This is a genomic window from Kribbella sp. NPDC104218, from assembly GCF_055584105.1.
Genome location: NZ_JBVJMQ010000002.1, coordinates 957,641 through 977,139 on the forward strand (window position 1 = coordinate 957,641; position 19,499 = coordinate 977,139).

Here is a 19,499-nt window from a genome sequence, read left to right on the forward strand (position 1 = left end):
TAAATTCGGCGTTCACAACAGGACCAGATCGTCTCGGTGGACGACCTCACGCTCGTATGTCGGGCCCAGCTCGCGGGCCAGGTCATGGGTGGAGCGGCCCAGCAGCGCGGGCAGTTCGGCGGCGTCGAAGTTGACCAGACCACGCGCCACGACGACACCGGACGGCGACACGAGGTCGACCGGGTCGCCGGCGGAGAAGGCGCCCTCGACGGCGGTGATGCCGGCGGGGAGCAGGGACTTGCGGCGTTCGGTGACGGCCCGGACGGCGCCTTCGTCGAGGCGGAGGACGCCGACGCCCGAGGTGGCGTGGGCGAGCCAGAGCAGCCGGGTCTTCTGGCGGCGGCCGGTGGGGTGGAACAGCGTGCCGACCCGCTTACCCTGCAGCGCATCGCCGACCAGGGCAGCCGAGGTCAGAACGACCGGAATCCCTGCCTCGGTAGCGATCGCGGCCGCTTCGACCTTGGTCTGCATGCCTCCGGTACCGACGCCCGACGCGCCACTCTTGCCGATGGCAAGCGGTTCGAGGTCGGCGGCGCCGCGGACCTCGGTGACCATCGTCGTCCCCGGTTTGCGCGGGTCGCCGTCGTACAGGCCGTCGACGTCCGAGAGCAGCAACAACAGGTCGGCATGGACGAGGTGGCTGGTCAGCGCGGCTAGCCGGTCGTTGTCGCCGAAGCGGATCTCGGTGGTGGCGACGGTGTCGTTCTCGTTCACGATCGGGACGACGCCGAGCTCGAGCAGCCGGGCGAACGTGCGGAACGCGTTGCGGTAATGGCTGCGCCGCGTCACGTCGTCCACGGTCAGCAGCACCTGGCCGACCCGTAGGTCGTGCGCGGCGAACGCGTCGCTGTAGCGGGCCATCAGCTCGCCCTGCCCCACGGACGCCGCGGCCTGCTGCGTGGCCAGGTCACGCGGTCGCGTGCGCAACCCCATCGGCGCCAGGCCGGCCGCGATCGCCCCGGAGGAGACGAGCACGACCTCGGTCCCGGTCGCCCGCCGCGCCGCGATGGCGTCGACGAGCGGCCGGAGCCGGTCCAGATCGATCCGGCCGCGCTGGGTCAGCGACGACGAGCCGACCTTCACGACGATTCGCGTGGCCGCGAGGGCCTCCGCGCGTTGGTCCATCAGGTTCAACCGTTCTGGTCGAGTTCCTTCTGCAGAGCCAACTCGCGCGCTTCTTTGCGTGCGAGCTTCTCCGCCTTCTCGGCCGCGCGCCGGGCCTCGGCCGGGGACAGGTCGACCTCGTCCTCGATCCAGCCGTGGCCGTACTCCGAGAGGTCCGACTTGGCCTCGCCGGAACGCAGCGCGTGGTACTGCTCGTCCTTGGCCTTGCGGCGCTGGGCGGCCGGGCGGTCCTCCTCGAGCCGGTGGTCCTCGCCGCGGCGGGCCAGAATCTCGGCGCCGGCCTGGACCTCGGGCGCGAAGTCGAACACGATCGCGTTCGGGCCGTCGCCGATGACGACCGCGTCACCGGCCAGCGCGCCGCGCTCCAGCAGCTCCTTCTCGACGCCGAGCCGGTTCAGCCGGTCGGCCAGGTAGCCGGTGGCCTCGGCGTTCGCGAAGTCGGTCTGTTTGACCCAGCGCTCGGGCTTGTCGCCCTGCACCAGCCAGCCCTCGCCGTCCGGCAGCTGCTTGACCTTGAACTCCGGCCCGCCCTGCGCCTGCGGCCGGATCACGATCCGCGTGGTGTCGGGTTTCTCCTCCTCGGCGCGCCGCTTGACGACGATCTCCGCCATCGCGAACTTGAGCGCCTCCAGCCCCTCGTGCGACGCGGTCGAGATCGGGAACACGCGCAACCCGCGGCTCTCCAGCTCGGCCTGCACCATGTCCGCGATCTCGCGGGCGTCCGGGACGTCGATCTTGTTCAGCGCGACCAGCCGCGGCCGGTCCTCGAGCCCGCCGTGCGCGGTCAGCTCGGCCTCGATCGTGTCCAGGTCGCTGAGCGGGTCCCGCCCCGGCTCGTACGTCGCGCAGTCGATCACGTGCACCAGCGCGGCACACCGCTCGACATGCCGCAGGAAGTCGTACCCGAGGCCGCGGCCCTCGCTGGCGCCCTCGATCAAACCGGGGACGTCGGCCACCGTGATGATGTTGTCACCCGCGGCCACGACGCCGAGGTTCGGGATCAGGGTGGTGAACGGGTAGTCGGCGATCTTCGGCCGGGCCCGGCTGATCGAGGCGATCAGCGACGACTTCCCCGCGCTCGGGAAGCCGACCAGGCCGATATCCGCGACGACCTTGAGCTCCAGGACGAGCGTCCGCTCCTCGCCGTCCTCACCGAGCAGCGCGAACCCGGGGGCCTTGCGGGAGCTGCTGGCCAGCGCCGCGTTGCCCAGGCCGCCCTTACCGCCCTGCGCGGCGACGAACTCGGCCCCGGGCCCGACCAGGTCAGCCAGGACGACGCCGTCCGCCGTGCTGATGACGGTGCCGTCCGGGACGGGCAGGACGACGCTGTCGCCGTTGCTGCCGGCCTGGTTGTCGCCCTTGCCCTGGGCACCGTTCGTCGCCGTGCGGTGGCTGGAGCGGTGGTAGTCGACGAGCGTCGTGGTGTCCGGGTCGACGCGCAGGATCACGCTGCCGCCGTCACCGCCGTTGCCGCCGTCCGGGCCGCCGAGCGGCTTGAACTTCTCCCGGTGTACCGAGGCACATCCGTGTCCGCCGCGGCCCGCGGTGACATGCACCGTCACGCGGTCGACAAAACTGGGGATCGCCATCGGTCACTGCTTTCTCTCGGGTACCGCCTACTACACAAGCAAAAAGGCGGGTGCGCGGTATTCCGCGACCCGCCCTTTCACAAGAGCTTTGCTACGTCCGGGTGGCGGTGTTACTCCGCCGGGGCCGGGACGATGTTGACGACGCGGCGACCGCGCCGGGTGCCGAACTCCACCTTGCCCTCGGCGAGCGCGAACAGCGTGTCGTCGCCGCCGCGGCCGACCAGCGTGCCCGGGTGGAAGTGCGTACCGCGCTGGCGAACGATGATCTCGCCGGCGTTCACCAGCTGACCGCCGTACCGCTTCACGCCGAGCCGCTGCGCGTTGGAGTCACGACCGTTGCGGGTCGAGGCCGCGCCCTTTTTGTGTGCCATGAGTTAATCAGCTCACTTCTTCGCGTCGATCGCGGTGACCTTGACCTGGGTGTAGTGCTGACGGTGCCCCTGGCGCTTGCGGTAACCGGTCTTGTTCTTGTACTTCAGGATGGTGATCTTCGGGCCCTTGGTGCGGCCGAGAACCTCAGCCGACACGGCAACCTTGGCCAGCGCCGCCGCGTCGGTCGTCACGGTGTCGCCATCGACGACCAGGACCGCCGGCAGGACGACGGTGTCGCCCGCCTTGTCCGTCAGGCTGTCGATCTCGATGACATCGCCGACGGCGACCTTCTGCTGGGTGCCGCCACTGCGCACGATCGCGTACACCGTGGATCTCACTCTCTGCTGGATCGGAAGTTCTGTACACAGTGCGTTGGTCTGAGGCGCGAAGACTTCCTCACACTCTCACAGTCACAACACACAAGTCGGCGCGCTCAAGCGCACCGAAGGACCAGGATACTACGCGAGCGCAGCATCCTGGAAATCGGGTTACTGACCGGCCGGTACGAGCTCCGCAGGTGACTCCGGAGCGTCGGCGGCCGCCTTGCCCCGGCCCCGGCTGCTCCGCCGCCGCCGGGTGCTCTTCGAGCCGTTCCTGGCCGTCTCCTCGTCGCCTGCCTCAGCCGCCGAGCTGTCGCTCGCCGTGCCGTTGGCCGGGAAGCCTGTGGCCTCAGGGCTGGACGCCGTCTCGGCGTCGGACGCCGGGTACCCGGTCGGCTCCGGCGCACCGGACTCCGAGCCGGTGGCGGCCTCGTCGTCCTTCTTGGCGGACGCGGCGGCGATCTGGGCGAGGCGCTGGGCGGCGTCGCCGTTGTGCTGCGCCTCCGGCTCGGCCTGCTCCTCCTCGGCGCGGTTCTTGCCGCGCCGGCGGCGGGAGCTCTTGCTGCGGCCGCTCTCGTCGGACTGCGCGGCCGGCTTCTGCTCCTGCTGGCCGTTCCCGTTACCGCCGTTGCCGCCGCCGTTGTTCCCGCCGCGGCCGCCGTCCCGGCGCCGGGACTCCTTCGGCTCGTCGTGCAGGATCAGGCCGCGGCCGCCGCAGTGGTCGCAGTTCTCGCTGAACGCCTCGAGCAGACCGGTGCCGATCCGCTTGCGGGTCATCTGGACCAGGCCGAGCGAGGTGACCTCGGCGACCTGGTGCTTGGTCCGGTCCCGGCCCAGGCACTCGACCAGGCGGCGCAGGACGAGATCGCGGTTCGACTCCAGCACCATGTCGATGAAGTCGATCACGATGATGCCGCCGATATCGCGCAGCCGGAGCTGGCGGACGATCTCCTCGGCCGCCTCCAGGTTGTTCTTGGTGACGGTCTCCTCGAGGTTGCCGCCGGAGCCGGTGAACTTGCCGGTGTTGACGTCGACGACCGTCATCGCCTCGGTCCGGTCGATGATCAGCGAGCCGCCCGACGGCAGCCAGACCTTGCGGTCCAGCGCCTTCTTGATCTGCTCGTCGATCCGGAAGTTCGCGAAGACGTCGCCGTCCCCGGTCCACCGCTCGACCCGATCGGCCAGGTGCGGCGCGACGCCCGCGACGTAGTCGCGGACCTCGTCGACCGCATCGCTGCCGGAGATGACCAGCTTGGTGAAGTCCTCGGTGAACAGGTCGCGGACGACCCGGATCACCAGGTCGGGCTCGGCCGACAGCATCTGCGGGGCCTGGCCGTTCTTCGACTTCTTGTCGATCTCGGCCCAGGCGGCCTGCAGGCGGCTGACGTCGGCGGTCAGCTCCTCCTCGGAGGCTCCTTCGGCGGCCGTCCGGACGATCACGCCGGCCTCGTCGGGAACGATGTCCTTGAGGATCGTCTTCAGCCGGTTCCGCTCGGTGTCGGGCAGCTTGCGGCTGATCCCGCCGTTGCCGCCGCGCGGGACGTAGACGACGTACCGGCCGGGCAGGCTGATCTGGTTCGTCAGCCGGGCGCCCTTGTGACCGATCGGGTCCTTGGTCACCTGGACCAGGACGGCCTGGCCGGACTTCAGCACCTGCTCGATCTTGCGCGGCCCGTTCGCCCCGCCGAGGGTGGCCCAGTCGACCTCACCGGCGTACAGGACCGCGTTGCGGCCCTTGCCGATGTCGATGAAGGCGGCTTCCATGCTGGGCAGCACGTTCTGGACGCGGCCGAGGTAGACGTTGCCGATCAGCGAGGTGTGCTCGGCCTGGGCGACGTAGTGCTCGACCAGGACGTTGTCCTCGGAGACGGCGATCTGGGTGAGGTCCTCGCGGGAGCGGATCACCATCGTCCGCTCGACCGACTCGCGGCGGGCCAGGAACTCGGCCTCGGTCACGATCGGCGCGCGGCGGCGACCGGCGGCGCGACCCTCGCGGCGGCGCTGCTTCTTCGCCTCCAGACGGGTCGAGCCCTCGATCGCGGTGACCTCGTTGGCCGTGTTCTTGCTGCGCGGCTCGCGGACCCGGACGACGGTCTCGTCGGGGTCGTCGGCCGCGCCGGTGCCCTCTTCGCCCTTCCGGCGGCGGCGCCGGCGACGGCGGCGCGACGAGCTGCCCTCCTCGCCGTCCTCGGCGGTGTCGGTCTGCTCGTCGGTCTCGTCCTCGGCGGTCGCCTCGGCGTCCTCGCCGTCCTGCTCGTCGGCGCTGTCCTCGGCGTCGTCGTCACCGGTCTTGCGGCGGCGACGGCCACCCCGGCGGCGCCGGCGACGGCGGCTGCCCTCACCGGACTCGTCGCCGTCCTCGGCGTTCGCGTCGGCCTGCTCGTCGGCGTCCTCGTCGGTCTCGACCGCGGCCGCCTCGGCGTCCTCGTCGGTCTCTTCGTCGTCCTCCTCGGCCGTCACGACCGGCTCGACGACCTCTTCGGCCACGACGTCGCGGCCACGACGGCTCCGCCGGCGGCGCGTACCGGCCGGCTGCTCCTCGTCCTCGGCGGCCGGCTCGGCAACCGGGGCCGCCTCGGCCGGAGCCGCCTTACCCGGGACGGACGGCGCCTGGAACAGCACCGCGGCCGCGGCCGGGGCCCGGCGACGCGTACGCCGCGTGGTCGGCTCGGCCTCCTCGGCGACCTCGGCCGCCGGCTCGTCCGCGGAAGCGGACGGGAAGAGCGGGGCCGCGGACTCGTCGGCGGCTACCGGCTCGGCAGCCTTCCCGCGGCGGCGCGAAGCGCGCTTGGCCGGGGCGGCCGGCTCAGCGGCAGCAGCTTCCTCAACGGCGGGCGCGGCCGCCGGGCTGACGACGTGGGAGGTGCCGGTGAAGGTGAGCGAACGCTTGGGCGCGGGCTCAGCGTCGGCGGTCGCCTCGACGGCGGGGACGTCGCTGACCGGCTCGGCGGTCGCGGAACGGCGGCTGCGGGTACGGCGGGTGGCCGGTGCGGCCTCCGGCGTACCGGGCTGCTCGGCGTCGGCGACCGGAGCGTCGGTCAGCGGGGTGGCGGCCTTCTTGGCGGCGCGCTTGCGCGCGGGGGCCTTCTTGGCCGGCGCCTGCTCGGCGTCGGCGACCGGGCCGTCCGTCGTCGGGGCGTCGGTGGCGACCAGCGTGGCCGCGGCCTTGGTGGTGCGCTTACGGGTGGTCCGCGGGGCGGCCGGGGTCTCGACGACCGGGCCGGCGTCCGCGGTGGACGTCTCCTCCGCGGCGGCGGCCTTCTTGGCGGCGCGCTTCACGGGGGTCTTCTTGGCGACGGCCTTCTTGGCGGCCGTCTTCTTGGCGGTGGCCTTCGGCGCCGGGTCGGCGGTGGCGTCGTCCGACTGGGTCGGGACGTCGGCGACCTTCTTGGCGACCCGCTTGCGCGGGGTGGCCGCCTTCTTGGCGACGGTCTTCCGGGCCGCCTTCTTGGCGGGGGCGGTGGCAGTCTCGGCTGCCGCGGTGGTCGGCTCGTTGTCGAGCATGTGGTGCGGTCTCCTCAAGCCCGGCGGCGCATCCGGCGACCCCTGTCACGGGTCCGGCGCTGCTGCCCGGCGGTCACGGTTCGTCGCTCCTGACCGGGGCCCGGGCGACGGAAGCCTGCTGGATCCGCTCCGCCCGCGCTCAGGGCACAGAGGGAGCGGCGGCGTCGCCCTCCGCGGTATGCGTCTGGTGGGGACCTGCCTGGCCGGTCGCGGTCGCCTGGTTGGCGTCGCGGTCACGAGCGAGCGGGTCGTCCACTGTGCCGGTTGCCGCGATCAGCGGGCCCTGGGCGAGCCTGGTCAGAAGAGCCGGGCCCGGCACCGGAAGCGTCGCTACTTCGAGCACGCCGGCGAGAACGTCGTCGGGTCTCACGGCCGGGGTTCCGTGCCGTAACACCACTTGCAGTATCGCACACGTCGGAACCGGCTCCGGTTCGCGCGCTACGGTGAGTCGCAGAACGGCCGCTCGACAGTCGAACGAGCGAAGCCCCCGCTTGGTCATGCGCTCGACCAGGATTTCGTCCCGCTCGAGGAACGCCGCCACCGCGGCCCCGACCTGCTCCGGATCCACACCCGGGAGCGCGATCCGCCACTCGCTGGCCTCCAGCTGGTCGGCCAGCGACCCGGGCCCGGCGACGACCGTCTCCAGCACGTCCAGCCCGGGCGGCAGCGCCTCGTCCAGGGCGGCGCGGACCTGTTCGGCGTCCCGCTCGTGTGTGAGCGAGATCTCCAAGTACTCCGCTTCGGAGGCGGCCCCGGTCGGCGCGGCCCCGGCGTACGAGATCTTCGGGTGCGGGCTGAAGCCGTGCGAGAAGGCGACCGGCAGCCCGGCGCGCCGGACGGCCCGCTCGAAGGCGCGCTGGAAGTCGCGGTGTGAGGTGAATCGCAGCCGGCCGTGCTTGGCGAACCGGATCCGCAGCTTCTGGACCGCGGGCAGCTGCTGCGACGGCGGGGCTTGAACAGGCACGCCCGCATTCTGCCAGCTCGAACGACAGGAGGTACCCGGCCCGGTGGCCGGGGCGCACGCTCAGCGCGGGCGGCGGCGGGCCGGATCCGGCCCCTACGTCCTGTCGTTACGGCTGCGCTGCCTTGCCGGTGAGGTAGAGGGCCCAGCCGAGGAGGCCGAAGGCGACCAGGTCGAGGACGGTCCGGACGGCGTTGAAGGTGCGCCAGCGGGTCTCGTCGAAGGCGGCGCGGGCGGCGGCGAGGTCGATCGTGTCCGGGTCGCCGGCCGCCTTGAGCGCGTCGTTCAGCGGGACGTTCACCGCGATCGTGAGGATCATCGTGATCAGGTACAGCACGAAGGCCGCGGCGATCCACGGCAGCGCCTTCTCCTTCAGGCTGAGCACCCCCGCGAGCACCGTGAACAGCAGCGCCCCGAGGAACCCGAGCCCGAGGAAGACCGGGTTGTAGATCGCCCGGTCGACCGCCTGGAAGGTCGACACGAAGGTCTTGTCGTCGACCTTGGCCAGCCCCGGCATGAACGCGTTCGCGTACGCGAAGTAGATCCCGGCCATCGTCCCCGTGGTGATCGTGGCCGCCATCAGCGCCGCCACCCGCAGTCCGTTCATGTCGCTCCTCCAGTACGGCGGGAACACCCCGCACTGAAAAACTAGGTCCCGCCGCCGGTCACGGACATGTCGCCGCGGCTCAGCTTCATGTCCCGGCGACTCACAGCCGGGCGCATTGCCCCGATCGGGGTCCGTCGACCCGGTTCGCCGCCTGCAGATCGGTCGGTACGGCGGCGTTCTGCGAACACGCCAGCGGCCCGCGGACGACGTTCCCCGCGAGGACGACGGGCTCCGCCGTCCGCGCACCCGTGATCGACACCGGCCCGTTGACCGTGCTGCCCACCAGCACCACGCTCCGCGCGGCTCCGGACAGCGCGACCGGCCCGCTCACCGTCGATCGCAGCAGGTGGACGTCGCCACCCCGGACCGGACCCGCGATCCGGCTGTCCGTGGCGACCAGCGCCGCACCGGCCGAAACCGTCACCGGCCCGTTGATCGTTGCCCCGGTCAAGCACGTCACGCCGGATCGCACCGCGAGCGGGCCGTTCCGGGTGCCCGTGATCGTCGTCGTACAGGTCGGGGCCGGGCGCAACAAGGTGACCGCGAACCGGCCCGGCGTCCCGATGTTGCCGGAGGCATCGATAGCGCGGTACTCGACCTGATGCCGGCCGTACCCGGGCGGGACGTCGTCCCACGGCACCACCCGCGGGACGCCGAGCTTGCCGTAGACGAGCTGGTCGATCGCCGTCCCCTCCGCCGTGAACCGGTACGGCGCGGAGGCGTCGGTCGGCCAGCCGAAGTAGTTGAACCACCCGTCGCCGTTGACCCGGAACTCCGGGACGACGTAGCCGGTGCTGTCGTCGGTCGCGGCCAGCTTCATCGTGAACGCGTCGTTGTAGATGTACTCCGGCCCGGTCGGCTTCTGGACGGTCAGCAGCGGCTTGGACAGCGTCGAGGTCACGGTCGGCTCGACGCCGTCGACCTGCCAGGTCAGGGTCTGCGACCCGACGGTCGCGGTCAGCGTGTGCCGACTGGTCAGCTGCAGCGACCCGAGGTCGAAATCGCGATCGTTGCCCGAATTCGGCACGACCGCGCCGTCCAGCCGCCACTCCACGGCCGGCTGTTCGCTGTCGGACTGCGTGGTCTCGGCGTACACGACCTCGTCGGCGGCGACCGGGTGCTCGGTCGAGGTCGAGCCGGTGAAGGTGACCGGCGCGACGGCGTCCTGAGCGCTCAGCGCAGCGTCGATCGTCCAGCTCCGCGAGGCAGTCGGGCGGACGGCGGGATCCCGGACGAACTCGGTCGGATCGACGATCTTGGCCGTCAACGTGTGCGGACCAGGGCCGAGCTCGAGCGTCGCCAGATCCAGCGCGCGCCGGTTGGCGGTCGGCAGGACCCGGCCGTCGAGTGTCCAGGTGACGTCGAGTTCATGGCTCGACGGGTGCAGGGTCTGCAGCCAGACCACCTGGTCCGGCGCGACCTTGCCGACCGGCGTACTCGCCTGGAACAGGCTGGCCCGGGACGAGATCCGCTGGGTCATCCGCTCGCGGGACGGCTGGTCGAAGTAGTAGCCCAGGGTCTTCATCATCGAGTGCCGGCTGGGCCGCCAGACGCCGGAACCGGCGTACATCCCGCCTTCGTAGCGGCCGATCGTGCCGCCCGACTCCGACGGCTCCCCCAGCCAGCGGAACCACTTCACCTGCTGGTCGCGCATCTGCTGCTCGGTGAGCAGGCTGTGGTGGATCGAGGACGGCTCCGGCCCCTCGTACGGCGCACCGCGGTCGCCCCGGGCGTAGTAGTCGTACTCATCCTGGAGACCGCCGAGCGAGTGGCCCAGCTCGTGCGGCGTGATCAGGGCGGACAGTGCGTTACCGCCGGACGCCGTCGCGTACGTGCCCCCGGCGCCGCCGTACGTGTCGCTGTTGCCGATAGCAAGGATCTGGCGGTTCCCGGCGGTGGTGCCGGCGACCAGGTCGGCGTACTGGATCGCGGCGGCCGAGCTGACGGTCAGCAGGCGCTGGACGCTGTTCGGGTTGCAGCCGCCCCAGAAGCCCATCTGGAGCGGGGTGTCGACCTTGGGCGAGGTGAGGTTCGGGTCACAGTCGACGCCGCTCTGCGGGGACGGGATCTCGACGGCGTACACGTTGACGTAGTTGCGGTACGACTTGAACGGCTCGATGCTCCAGAGGATGTTCAGGTGCTTGTCGAGCTGCTCGCGGAACTTCGGCAGCTCGGCCGCGGTGTAGCCGTCGCCCATCACGATCAGGTTGAACCGGGACGCCGTGGGCCCGGTCACCTGCAGCGGGACGACCTCGACCCCGGGTGGCGCCTCGGCGCGGGCCACGGTTCCCCCGGCGAAGACCGCCGCGAAAACGCCGATCACTGCCGTCAATGCTCGTGCGCGCATTCCCACTCCCCTGGCCCCGGGCGACTGTGCCGTCAGCAGCTTACGAACGCGCACCGACCTGTGTCAGGACCTTCCGCGTGGCGACTTCGAGGCAGACCCGGCCGTCGTACGGCATCATGAGCACTCGGGGAACTGTGAGGAGAGGACATCGATGACGGAACCGGCGCAGTCGCCACGGCCAGAACCGACCCGGGGAGACCCGGTCGTCGACGCCGCGGCCGACGGTGACGGCAAGGGCATCTACTGGTTGCTGCGGAACGTGATCGTCGGACCGCCGGTGAAGCGGATCTTCCGGCCGAACGTGATCGGCGCCGAGCACGTGCCCGAGCAGGGGGCCGCGATCATCGCGAGCAACCACCTCTCGTACGCCGACTGGATCTTCATGCCGCTGGCGCTGCGCCGGCGGGTGACGTTCGTGGCGAAATCCGACTACTTCACCGGCGCCGGGATCAAGGGCCGGTTCCAGCGCGGGTTCTTCAAGGGCACCGGCCAGGTGCCGATCGACCGCTCCGGCGGTTCGGCGTCCGAGGGCGCGATGCGGGCCGGGATGAAGGTGCTGGAGCGCGGCGACCTGTTCGGCATCTACCCCGAGGGCACCCGCTCGCACGACGGCCGGCTGTACAAGGGCCGCACCGGCGTGGCCCGGCTGGCGCTGGAGGCGAAGGTCCCGGTGATCCCGTGCGGCGTGATCGGGACGGACGTCGTCGCCCCGCCCGGCAAGGTGGTGGCCTCGTTCGCCTCCCCGACGGTCAAGTTCGGCGAGCCGCTGGACTTCTCCCGGTACGAGGGGATGGAGAGCGACCGGCTGATCCTGCGCGCCGTCACCGACGAGATCATGTACAAGATCATGGAGCTGTCCGGCCAGGAGTACCTCGACATGTACGCCACCAAGGCGAAGTCGCTGGAGGGCCGGGCGGTCACCGGAGCGCCGAAGAAGGTCCGCAAGTCGGACACCTGATCCGTAGGGTGAGATGACCGGGGTCTACTCTGGAGGTCGTGGACGGACCGATCGCTTATCAGGGTGAGCCAGGCGCCAACTCGGCGATGGCCTGTACCGAGATGTTCCCGGGGCGCGCGCAGCTGCCCTGTACGACGTTCGAGGACGCCCTGGACGCCGTCAGCAGCGGCCGCGCCGGGCTGGCGATGATCCCGATCGACAACTCGATCGCCGGCCGGGTGGCCGATATCCACCACCTGCTGCCGGAGTCCGGGCTGCACATCATCGGTGAGTACTTCCTGCCGATCCACTTCCAGCTGATGGCCGTCCCCGGGGCGTCGATCGACCAGATCAAGACCGTCCGCAGCCACGTGCACGCGCTCGGTCAGTGCCGCAAGATCATCCGCGAGCACGGCTGGGCGACGATCGTCGCCGACGACACCGCCGGCTCGGCCCGCGAGGTCGCCGAGCTGAACGACCCGACCGTCGCCTCACTGTCCCCGCGCGCCGCCGCCGAGCTCTACGGGCTGCAGATCCTGGCGAGCGACGTCGAGGACGAGCACCACAACACCACCCGGTTCCTGGTCCTGTCGCGCGAGCCCGTCGTCCCGGCGGTCGGCTCCGGCCCGATCATCACCAGCTTCATCTACCGGGTCCGCAACGTCTCCGCGGCCCTCTACAAGGCCCTCGGCGGCTTCGCCACCAACAGCGTCAACATGACCAAGCTGGAGTCCTACCAGCTCGGCGGCATGTTCTTCGCCACCCAGTTCTACGCCGATATCGAAGGCCACCCCGAAGACCCCAACGTCGCCCTCGCCCTCGAGGAACTCGCCTTCTTCTCCGTCGAGGTCCGCCTCCTCGGCGTCTACCCCGCCCACCCCTTCCGCACCCAGATCGCCGAACCCGCCGCCAACCGCGCCCTCCGCCCGCACCACTAGGTCTGGGTCTTGGCCCAGGTGTTGAGCGTCTCGAACAGGCCCGCTCCCCTGGCGGTCAGGCTGTAGGTCACCTCGGGCCGGGCGAGCGGGCGTACCGCGCGGTCGACGAGCTGGTGATCCTCGAGCATCCGCAGGGTCCAGGTGAGCATCCGTTGGGTGCTGTCGGGGAGAGCACGCCGAAGCTCCTGGTACCGGCGTGGGCCTTCGGCGAGCTGGCCGAGGATCGGCAGCGCCCAGCGGCCGGTCACCTTGTCCAGCAGTGTCAGCGTCTCCTGGCAGTCCGTCATAGGCACATCAATGTGCCACATTGCGGGGGCCGACCGGCGCGGCCGAGGATCGTTCGCATGACACGAACGTACAAGGGAGTGACGGCCGTCGTCGGCGCCGGCGCAGGGCTGGGCCGAGCGGTCGCGCACCGCTTCGGCCAGGACGGCGACCACATCGGGCTGATCGCTCGCGACCGCGCGCGACTGGCTGCGCTGACGACCGAGCTGACGGACGCCGGGCTGTCCGCGTCGGCGCACCCTGCTGACGTGACGCAGTCCGCCAGCCTCGTTGGTGCACTGCGCGAGCTGGCGGAGTACGGCGAGATCGACACACTGCTGTGGTTGATCGGGCCGGGGAGTGCGCCGATCGTCGACATCCGGTCGGCGTCCGCTGCCGATGTCAGGGCCCAGCTCGACGTCCAGCTCGGCGCGGTGGTCGCCGTCCGGGAGGTGTTGCCGGCGATGCTGCGGCGTGGGCGGGGGAGGATCGTCGTCCTGACCGGGGCGTCGTCGGTGGTGCCGATGGCTGTGCTGGGGAACGTCGGTCCGGCGATGGCTGCCTTGCGCAACTACACGCTCGCCTTGCACAAGAGCCTCGACGGGACCGGGGTCGACGTCACGGCGGTGACTGTCGCGGCCGAAGTGGACGCCGGGCAGCTGGCCGCGGCCGCGGGGCCGGAGCTCGTCCTCGGCGACCTCGAGATACTGCGAGCGCTCTGATCGTCAGCCCAGCAAGCGTTTTGATGAAGTTGACGGAGTGTGCGCGAGGGGTTGTGTGCGGGGCGTGAGCGGAGGATGGTGAAGGCAGAGCAGCGACTTGGGGGCCGGCTGTTCGGTGGGTGGCGACGGTTAGGGATCGTCGTCGGCCGGGGCTTGCGCTGGGGGTGAGATCGACGGTCAGGGCCTGCTTCAGGTGCCCCCTGCGTTAGGGGGAAGGACATGCCGAGGAAGGCCAACGGCAAGGTATCGGCGAACGGCACGCCGGGCACGGGGATGAGCAGCGCGACCGGCGGCGCCGCGGGGATGAACGCGGCGGCGGGCGGGGACGCGATGAAGGGCCCGGCGGGCGGGTCGACCGCGATGAGCGGCGGCGGCGCGGCGGGCGGCGCCGGGATGGACGGCAGCGCCGGTATGAGCGGCACTGGACCGGAACGCACGGAGTACCCGACGCGTCGGCAGTGCGGTGTGATGGACGTGCACCGGCGGCTGCTGACGAACTCGCCGGAGTACGCGCTGACCCGGTCGGCGCTGGAGAACGCGACCACGCTGTTCCTGTCCCGCCAGCAGCGGTTCAGCGGCGTCGCGCGGATCCCGTGCGTGGTGCACGTGGTCTGGAAGACGCCCGCGCAGAACATCTCGCAGGCGCAGATCGACAGTCAGCTCGAGGTGCTGAACCACGACTTCCGGGCCACGAACGCCGATCTCGGGATCGTGCCGGCACCGTTCGGCGGCCTGGTCGCGGACGCCCGGATCGAGTTCTTCCTGGCGACCGAGGACCCGAACGGGAATCCGACGTCCGGTATCACCAGGACGCAGACGACGCGGAACTCGTTCGGCACCGACGACGGCGTGAAGTCGTCGGCGTCCGGCGGGATCGATCCGTGGCCGACCGACCGGTACCTGAACATCTGGGTCTGCCAGCTGGGCGGCGGCCTGCTCGGGTACGCGCAGTTCCCCGGCGGCCCGGCCGAGACCGACGGCGTCGTCGTCCTGCACTCGGGGTTCGGGACGAACGGGACGGCGGCCGCGCCGTTCAACCTCGGGCGGACGACGACGCACGAGATCGGCCACTACCTGAACCTGTTCCACATCTGGGGTGACGACGGGACGGGCTGCAGCGGGACGGACGAGGTCGCGGACACCCCGAACCAGGGCGGTCCGAACTTCGGCGTCCCGACGTTCCCGAAGCTGTCGTGCAGCAACGGGCCGAACGGCGATCTGTTCGTGAACTACATGGACTACACCGACGACCGCGGGATGGTGATGTTCACCCACGACCAGGTCGCGCGGATGGAGGCCTGTCTGGACACGGTGCGGAGCAGTCTGCCGGTGTCGGGCGGCGGATCCGGGACGCCGGAACCGGCCGGGTCGATCGTGTCGTGGGGCTCGGATCGGCTCGACACGTTCGTGCTCGGGACGGATCTGGCGACGTACCACAAGTGGTGGGACGGGACCGCCTGGGGACCGTCGGTGACCGGGTACGAGTACATGGGCGGGATCTGCATGAGCGCGCCCGAGGTCGCGTCGTGGGGGCCGAACCGGCTGGACGCGTTCGTCCTCGGGAGCGACCACGCGGTCTATCACAAGTGGTGGGACGGCGCCGCGTGGGGACCGTCGGTGACCGGCTGGGAGTACCTCGGCGGGACGTGTATGAGCCCGCCGCGGCTGGCGACCTGGGGGCCGAACCGGCTGGACGCGTTCGTCCTCGGGACGGACCGGGCGCTCTACCACAAGTGGTGGGACGGCGCGGCCTGGGGACCGTCGGTCACCGGGTACGAGTACCTGGGCGGGATCTGTATGAGCCCGCCCGAGGTCGTTGCCTGGGGCCCCGATCGGTTGGACGTGTTCGTCCTGGGCACGGACAACGCCGTCTATCACCAGAGCTGGAACGGGTCGGCCTGGTCGGGCTGGGAGTCGCTCGGCGGCGTCTGCGCTTCGCCGCCGCGCGCCGTGGCCTGGGGGCCGAACCGCCTCGATCTGTTCGTGATCGGCACCGATTCGGCGTTGTATCACAAGTGGTGGGACGGATCGGCGTGGTCCGGCTGGGAGTCGCTCGGCGGGGTCTGTACGACGGCGCCCACCGTCGTGTCGTGGGACGCGAACCGGCTCGACGTGTTCGTCCTCGGGACGGACTCGGCGCTCTACCACCAGTGGTGGGACGGGTCGACGTGGTCCGGCTGGGAGTACCAGGGCGGGGTCTGCACCGACGAGCCGCGGGTCGTCTCGTGGGGGCCGAACCGGCTGGACGTGTTCGTCACCGGGACGGACAAGCAGCTGTTCCACAAGTGGTGGGACGGGACGGCGTGGGGGCCGTCGCTCACCGGGTACGAGGCGCTCGGCGGCACGATCTCGGACTTCAAACTCACCATCCCCACCGAGATCCCCACCGAGCCGTCGCCGTCGATCGGAGAGGTGGTGCTGAGCTGAGCACCCACGTCCCCGGCCGGTGGTTCCACTCCTTCGAGGAGGATCACGACGGACTCACCGTCTACCGCCGCGACGACTTCGCCTTCCCGCCGGCCCGCGGCCGGCGGGGGGTGGAGTTCCGCCCCGACGGCACCCTCCACCTCCTCACCCCCGGCCCCGCCGACGCCCCCACCACCCACCCCGCCGGCCGCTGGACCCCCGCCGGCGCCCTCCCCCACGGCCACATCACCACCGCCACCCCCACCCGCCTGGAAATCCGCTGGGAGCAAACCCCATGACCATCCGCTACCGAGTCGTTTCCCCGTCCAGCCGCACCTCAACTCCTTCAACTGCAGAGGGGGTTTGTGAGGCTTGGGTTGGGGAGGGGGTGGTGGTTTGGGGTGGGGAGGGGGTTCGGGTGGGGCGGGGGGCGCGGTCGGCTCCTGGGTTGTTGTTGGTGACGCAGGTGGGGAGGAGTTTTCAGGCGGAGTTCCCGGAGGTGGCGCCGGTGCTGGATCGGGGGCGGCATCTGGTGATCTCGGGGGCGGATCGGCCGCGGCGGCGGTCGAACAACTGCTGGCGGGTCGAGGTTTTGAAGCCGGGGGTGGTGGTCGAGCGCGTCGTGGGGGTCGGGGCGCGGGAGGACACTCGGGTGGCGGGGCTGGTGGCGCGGGTTGATCCGGCGGCTTACCAGGCTGGGGTTTCGTGGTTGGCGGGGTTGCCGACGCGGCATTCGACGAGCGCTTCGTTCGGGACGGCGGCGGACTGGGCCGACCAGCAGATGGTTGCCATGGGCTACCAAACGCGCCGGCAGCCGATCACGGTCGGGGCGAAGAGCTCGCAGAACGTGATCGGAGAGCGAGCCGGCGCCGGTGGCGGAGTCGTGCTGGTGACGGCGCACCTGGATTCGGTGAACCATGCGGGCGGGGCCGCGGCGTCCGCGCCGGGGGCGGATGACAACGCGAGCGGGGCCGCCGGAGTGCTGGAGTTGGGGCGAGTGCTGGCGAGCGGGAGCTGGCGGCACGACGTCCGGCTGATCCTGTTCGGCGGCGAGGAGCAGGGACTGCACGGCAGCAAGCAGTACGTCGCCGCGCTCCCACCGGCCGAGCGAAGCCGAATCCGCGCCGTCCTCAACCTCGACATGATCGCGACCCGCAACACGACCACCCCGACCGTGCTGCTCGAAGGCCACCAACTCTCCCAGAGCCTGATCACGACCCTGGCGAACGCCGCCGCGACGTACACCGGCCTGACCGTCGAGACCTCGCTGAACCCGTTCGCCAGCGACCACGTCCCGTTCCTCAACGCCGGCATCCCCGCCGTCCTGACCATCGAAGGCGGCGACTCCGCCAACGCCAACATCCACACCGCGAACGACACCCTGAACCGCCTCGACTGGGCCTACGCCGCCGACATCCTCCGCATGAACACCGCCGCGCTAGCCACCTGGCTGGAGCCCCTGACCCACCCCCGCCCGCGCCCAGCCGGCCCGATCGTCTCCTGGGGCCCCGGCCGAATCGACATCTTCGCAACCGGCTGACTCTAAGCTGGCCGCGTGTGGAGCCGCTGCCGCAACGCCCGTGACCTCGCCGGATTCCCGACCAGGTACGGCGTACCGACCCCGCCCGGCGCCCTCTACCGCACCGACTCCCCAGACCTCCTGGACGACGCCGGCCGCCGCGAGTTCACCGCCGTCGCCCCCGGCCTCATCCTCGACCTCCGTTCGGACCACGAGCTAACGCACCCGCACCCGTTCGCGACCGATCCGGCGTACATACGTCTCCCCTGGATCGACCCGGCGGCCGAAGCGCGACGCGACCCGGACGCCGAACCGCGCCTCGTCGACATCTACCGCAACAGCCTGACCCGGAACGCGACCACGATCGCCCGCGTCTTCCAAGCCATCGCCGACGCCCCGGCCGATCGCCCGGTCGTCATCCATTGCCGAGCCGGTAAGGACCGCACCGGCCTGACCGTCGCCCTCCTCCTCGACCTGGTCGGCGTCCCCCGAACCGCCATCGCCGCCGACTACGCGATCAGCGAGGTCAACCTCGAACTCCACAACTCCCCCGAGCTCGCCCGCACCAGACCGGAAACGATCCTCGGCGCCCTCGATCACCTGGACGCCGAGTACGGCGGCGTCCGCAACTACCTCACCGCCATCGGCCTCACCTCCAGCCGGCTTCACCGGCTGGCTACCCGCCTGGTCCCGTCCCCCATCCGCGCCGTCGTCTTCGACTTCGATGGCCTCCTGATGGACACCGAGACGACGATGGTCGAGAGCTGGCAAGCCGAATGGGCGCACCACGGCCTCGAACTCGACATGGCCGCCTTCTGGCCCGGCCACGGCGGCGACGTCACCGAGGACCGGTACGCCGTCCTCGCGGCCGCCGTCGGCACCGGCTTCGACCGCGCGGCCAGCCACGCCCGCCGAACCGCCCACCGCGACCGTCTGCACGCCGACCTGACCTTCCGCCCGGGGATCCACGACTGGCTGACGACGGCCCGGGACCTCGGCCTGCAGGTCGCGATCGCGAGCAGCTCACCGCGGCGCTGGGTCCGCGGTCACCTCGAGCGGGTCGGCGCCCTCGACCTCTTCGATCTGATCGTCACCGGCGACGAGGTCGCCGCCCACAAACCCGACCCGGCCATCTACCAGCTCGCCCTGCGGCGCCTCGGCCTTCCCGGCAGCGCCGCGATCGCCGTCGAGGACACCGCACACGGCGTCGCCGCCGCGCAGGCCGCAGGCATGTACGCGGTCGCCATCCCCAACCCGTACGTCGCCGCCGAGACCCTCACCAGCGCCGGCCTGGTCCTCCCCGGCGCCGACCACCGCCCCCTCTCGGAGGTCGTGCTTTCGGTGGGATCGAAAGGCTCGACCTTCGTAATGTAATGACTTAACCTGCTGCCCTCTTGTTACTTTATAACCGAGAGGACTGGGGATGAAGAAGCTTCTGGGAGCTGCGCTGGCGGCGGTGGCGGCGGTTGGCCTGGCGGCCGGGCCGGCGCAGGCGACGGGCAGTGGGGCGCAGGCGTGCGACCTGCACATCGCGGACGGCGTGTACTCGAGCGCCGGGATGCTGTACGTCGCGGTGTCGCTGGATGGGTGCTCGACCAGTGTGACCGAGGTGCTTGTCGAGCTGCACCGGGGTGACAGTGCCGGTGGGCCGTTCACCAAGTTCGATGAGGCGAACGCGTACTCCGGGGGCGCGGCCTGGTTCGGGCCCGGCACGGACTGCGGGTACTGGAAGGGCGTGGCTCGCTGGCAAGGGCAGACCGAGACCACTCCGGACGTCAACTTCGGTTGTAGCTGAGCACCACAGGACGCCGGGGCCTGTGCCCGCAGGCCCGGTGTCCTGTTGAGGTCACCATCCACTGCGGACGCCGTCCGGCGGTCACGCTTTCCA

The 19,499-nt window shown here is 71.0% G+C and carries 17 protein-coding genes; 8 read left to right on the top strand and 9 right to left on the bottom strand.

The features are described 5' to 3' along the window. Nucleotides 1–12: 12 nt before the first annotated feature. The 8 genes from proB to ACZ6ZD_RS20400 all read right to left on the bottom strand — a co-directional run bounded on the left by proB (nucleotide 13) and on the right by ACZ6ZD_RS20400 (nucleotide 10,825). Nucleotides 13–1,125 (bottom strand): glutamate 5-kinase, encoded by a 1,113-nt coding sequence (gene proB / locus ACZ6ZD_RS20365; RefSeq protein WP_465674310.1) that lies wholly within the window; start codon nucleotides 1,123–1,125, stop codon nucleotides 13–15. Nucleotides 1,126–1,130: 5 nt separating this feature from the next. Further along, on the bottom strand, nucleotides 1,131–2,714 hold the full coding sequence (gene obgE / locus ACZ6ZD_RS20370; RefSeq protein WP_465674311.1) for a GTPase ObgE: 1,584 nt from the start codon (nucleotides 2,712–2,714) through the stop codon (nucleotides 1,131–1,133). A 110-nt stretch (nucleotides 2,715–2,824) separates the two neighbouring features. Further along, a complete protein-coding gene (gene rpmA, locus ACZ6ZD_RS20375) occupies nucleotides 2,825–3,085 on the bottom strand; it encodes a 50S ribosomal protein L27 (protein ID WP_171671131.1) in 261 nt (86 codons plus the stop codon). 12 nt (nucleotides 3,086–3,097) lie between these two features. Further along, complete coding sequence (gene rplU / locus ACZ6ZD_RS20380; RefSeq protein ID WP_171672361.1) at nucleotides 3,098–3,412, bottom strand: 50S ribosomal protein L21; 315 nt, start codon at nucleotides 3,410–3,412, stop codon at nucleotides 3,098–3,100. A gap of 162 nt (nucleotides 3,413–3,574) precedes the next feature. Continuing rightward, a complete protein-coding gene (locus ACZ6ZD_RS20385) occupies nucleotides 3,575–6,910 on the bottom strand; it encodes an Rne/Rng family ribonuclease (RefSeq protein ID WP_465674313.1) in 3,336 nt (1,111 codons plus the stop codon). A gap of 139 nt (nucleotides 6,911–7,049) precedes the next feature. Beyond that, nucleotides 7,050–7,874 carry a TIGR03936 family radical SAM-associated protein gene (locus tag ACZ6ZD_RS20390; RefSeq protein WP_465674315.1) on the bottom strand — a complete coding sequence of 275 codons (825 nt, stop codon included), beginning with the start codon at nucleotides 7,872–7,874 and terminating at the stop codon, nucleotides 7,050–7,052. 106 nt (nucleotides 7,875–7,980) lie between these two features. Beyond that, nucleotides 7,981–8,478: an anthrone oxygenase family protein gene (locus tag ACZ6ZD_RS20395; protein WP_465674316.1), complete on the bottom strand. Its 498-nt coding sequence runs from the start codon at nucleotides 8,476–8,478 to the stop codon at nucleotides 7,981–7,983. Nucleotides 8,479–8,578: 100 nt separating this feature from the next. Then, on the bottom strand, nucleotides 8,579–10,825 hold the full coding sequence (locus ACZ6ZD_RS20400; protein WP_465674318.1) for a M64 family metallopeptidase: 2,247 nt from the start codon (nucleotides 10,823–10,825) through the stop codon (nucleotides 8,579–8,581). A gap of 151 nt (nucleotides 10,826–10,976) precedes the next feature. Here ACZ6ZD_RS20400 and ACZ6ZD_RS20405 point away from each other — a divergent pair, with 151 nt between their 5' ends. Further along, the gene (locus ACZ6ZD_RS20405; protein WP_465674320.1) at nucleotides 10,977–11,783 is read left to right on the top strand and encodes a lysophospholipid acyltransferase family protein; all 807 of its coding nucleotides are present in this window, start codon (nucleotides 10,977–10,979) and stop codon (nucleotides 11,781–11,783) included. A gap of 38 nt (nucleotides 11,784–11,821) precedes the next feature. Beyond that, a complete protein-coding gene (locus ACZ6ZD_RS20410; RefSeq protein WP_465674322.1) occupies nucleotides 11,822–12,700 on the top strand; it encodes a prephenate dehydratase in 879 nt (292 codons plus the stop codon). Here the strand turns inward: ACZ6ZD_RS20410 and ACZ6ZD_RS20415 are convergent. After that, nucleotides 12,697–12,987: a winged helix-turn-helix transcriptional regulator gene (locus ACZ6ZD_RS20415; RefSeq protein ID WP_465674324.1), complete on the bottom strand. Its 291-nt coding sequence runs from the start codon at nucleotides 12,985–12,987 to the stop codon at nucleotides 12,697–12,699. The two genes, ACZ6ZD_RS20410 and ACZ6ZD_RS20415, sit on opposite strands and share 4 nt — an antisense overlap. Before the next feature lie 57 nt (nucleotides 12,988–13,044). Here ACZ6ZD_RS20415 and ACZ6ZD_RS20420 point away from each other — a divergent pair, with 57 nt between their 5' ends. The 6 genes from ACZ6ZD_RS20420 to ACZ6ZD_RS20445 all read left to right on the top strand — a co-directional run bounded on the left by ACZ6ZD_RS20420 (nucleotide 13,045) and on the right by ACZ6ZD_RS20445 (nucleotide 19,406). Beyond that, nucleotides 13,045–13,686 (top strand): SDR family NAD(P)-dependent oxidoreductase, encoded by a 642-nt coding sequence (locus tag ACZ6ZD_RS20420; RefSeq protein ID WP_465674326.1) that lies wholly within the window; start codon nucleotides 13,045–13,047, stop codon nucleotides 13,684–13,686. Nucleotides 13,687–13,905: 219 nt separating this feature from the next. Then, complete coding sequence (locus ACZ6ZD_RS20425; RefSeq protein ID WP_465674328.1) at nucleotides 13,906–16,113, top strand: DUF8189 domain-containing protein; 2,208 nt, start codon at nucleotides 13,906–13,908, stop codon at nucleotides 16,111–16,113. A gap of 110 nt (nucleotides 16,114–16,223) precedes the next feature. Beyond that, nucleotides 16,224–16,391 carry a hypothetical protein gene (locus tag ACZ6ZD_RS20430; RefSeq protein ID WP_465674330.1) on the top strand — a complete coding sequence of 56 codons (168 nt, stop codon included), beginning with the start codon at nucleotides 16,224–16,226 and terminating at the stop codon, nucleotides 16,389–16,391. 158 nt (nucleotides 16,392–16,549) lie between these two features. Continuing rightward, nucleotides 16,550–17,632 (top strand): M28 family metallopeptidase, encoded by a 1,083-nt coding sequence (locus ACZ6ZD_RS20435; protein ID WP_465674332.1) that lies wholly within the window; start codon nucleotides 16,550–16,552, stop codon nucleotides 17,630–17,632. 15 nt (nucleotides 17,633–17,647) lie between these two features. Further along, nucleotides 17,648–18,985, top strand: a complete 1,338-nt coding sequence (locus tag ACZ6ZD_RS20440) for an HAD-IA family hydrolase (protein ID WP_465674334.1) — start codon at nucleotides 17,648–17,650, stop codon at nucleotides 18,983–18,985. Nucleotides 18,986–19,034: 49 nt separating this feature from the next. Further along, on the top strand, nucleotides 19,035–19,406 hold the full coding sequence (locus ACZ6ZD_RS20445; RefSeq protein WP_465674336.1) for a hypothetical protein: 372 nt from the start codon (nucleotides 19,035–19,037) through the stop codon (nucleotides 19,404–19,406). Nucleotides 19,407–19,499 lie beyond the last annotated feature (93 nt).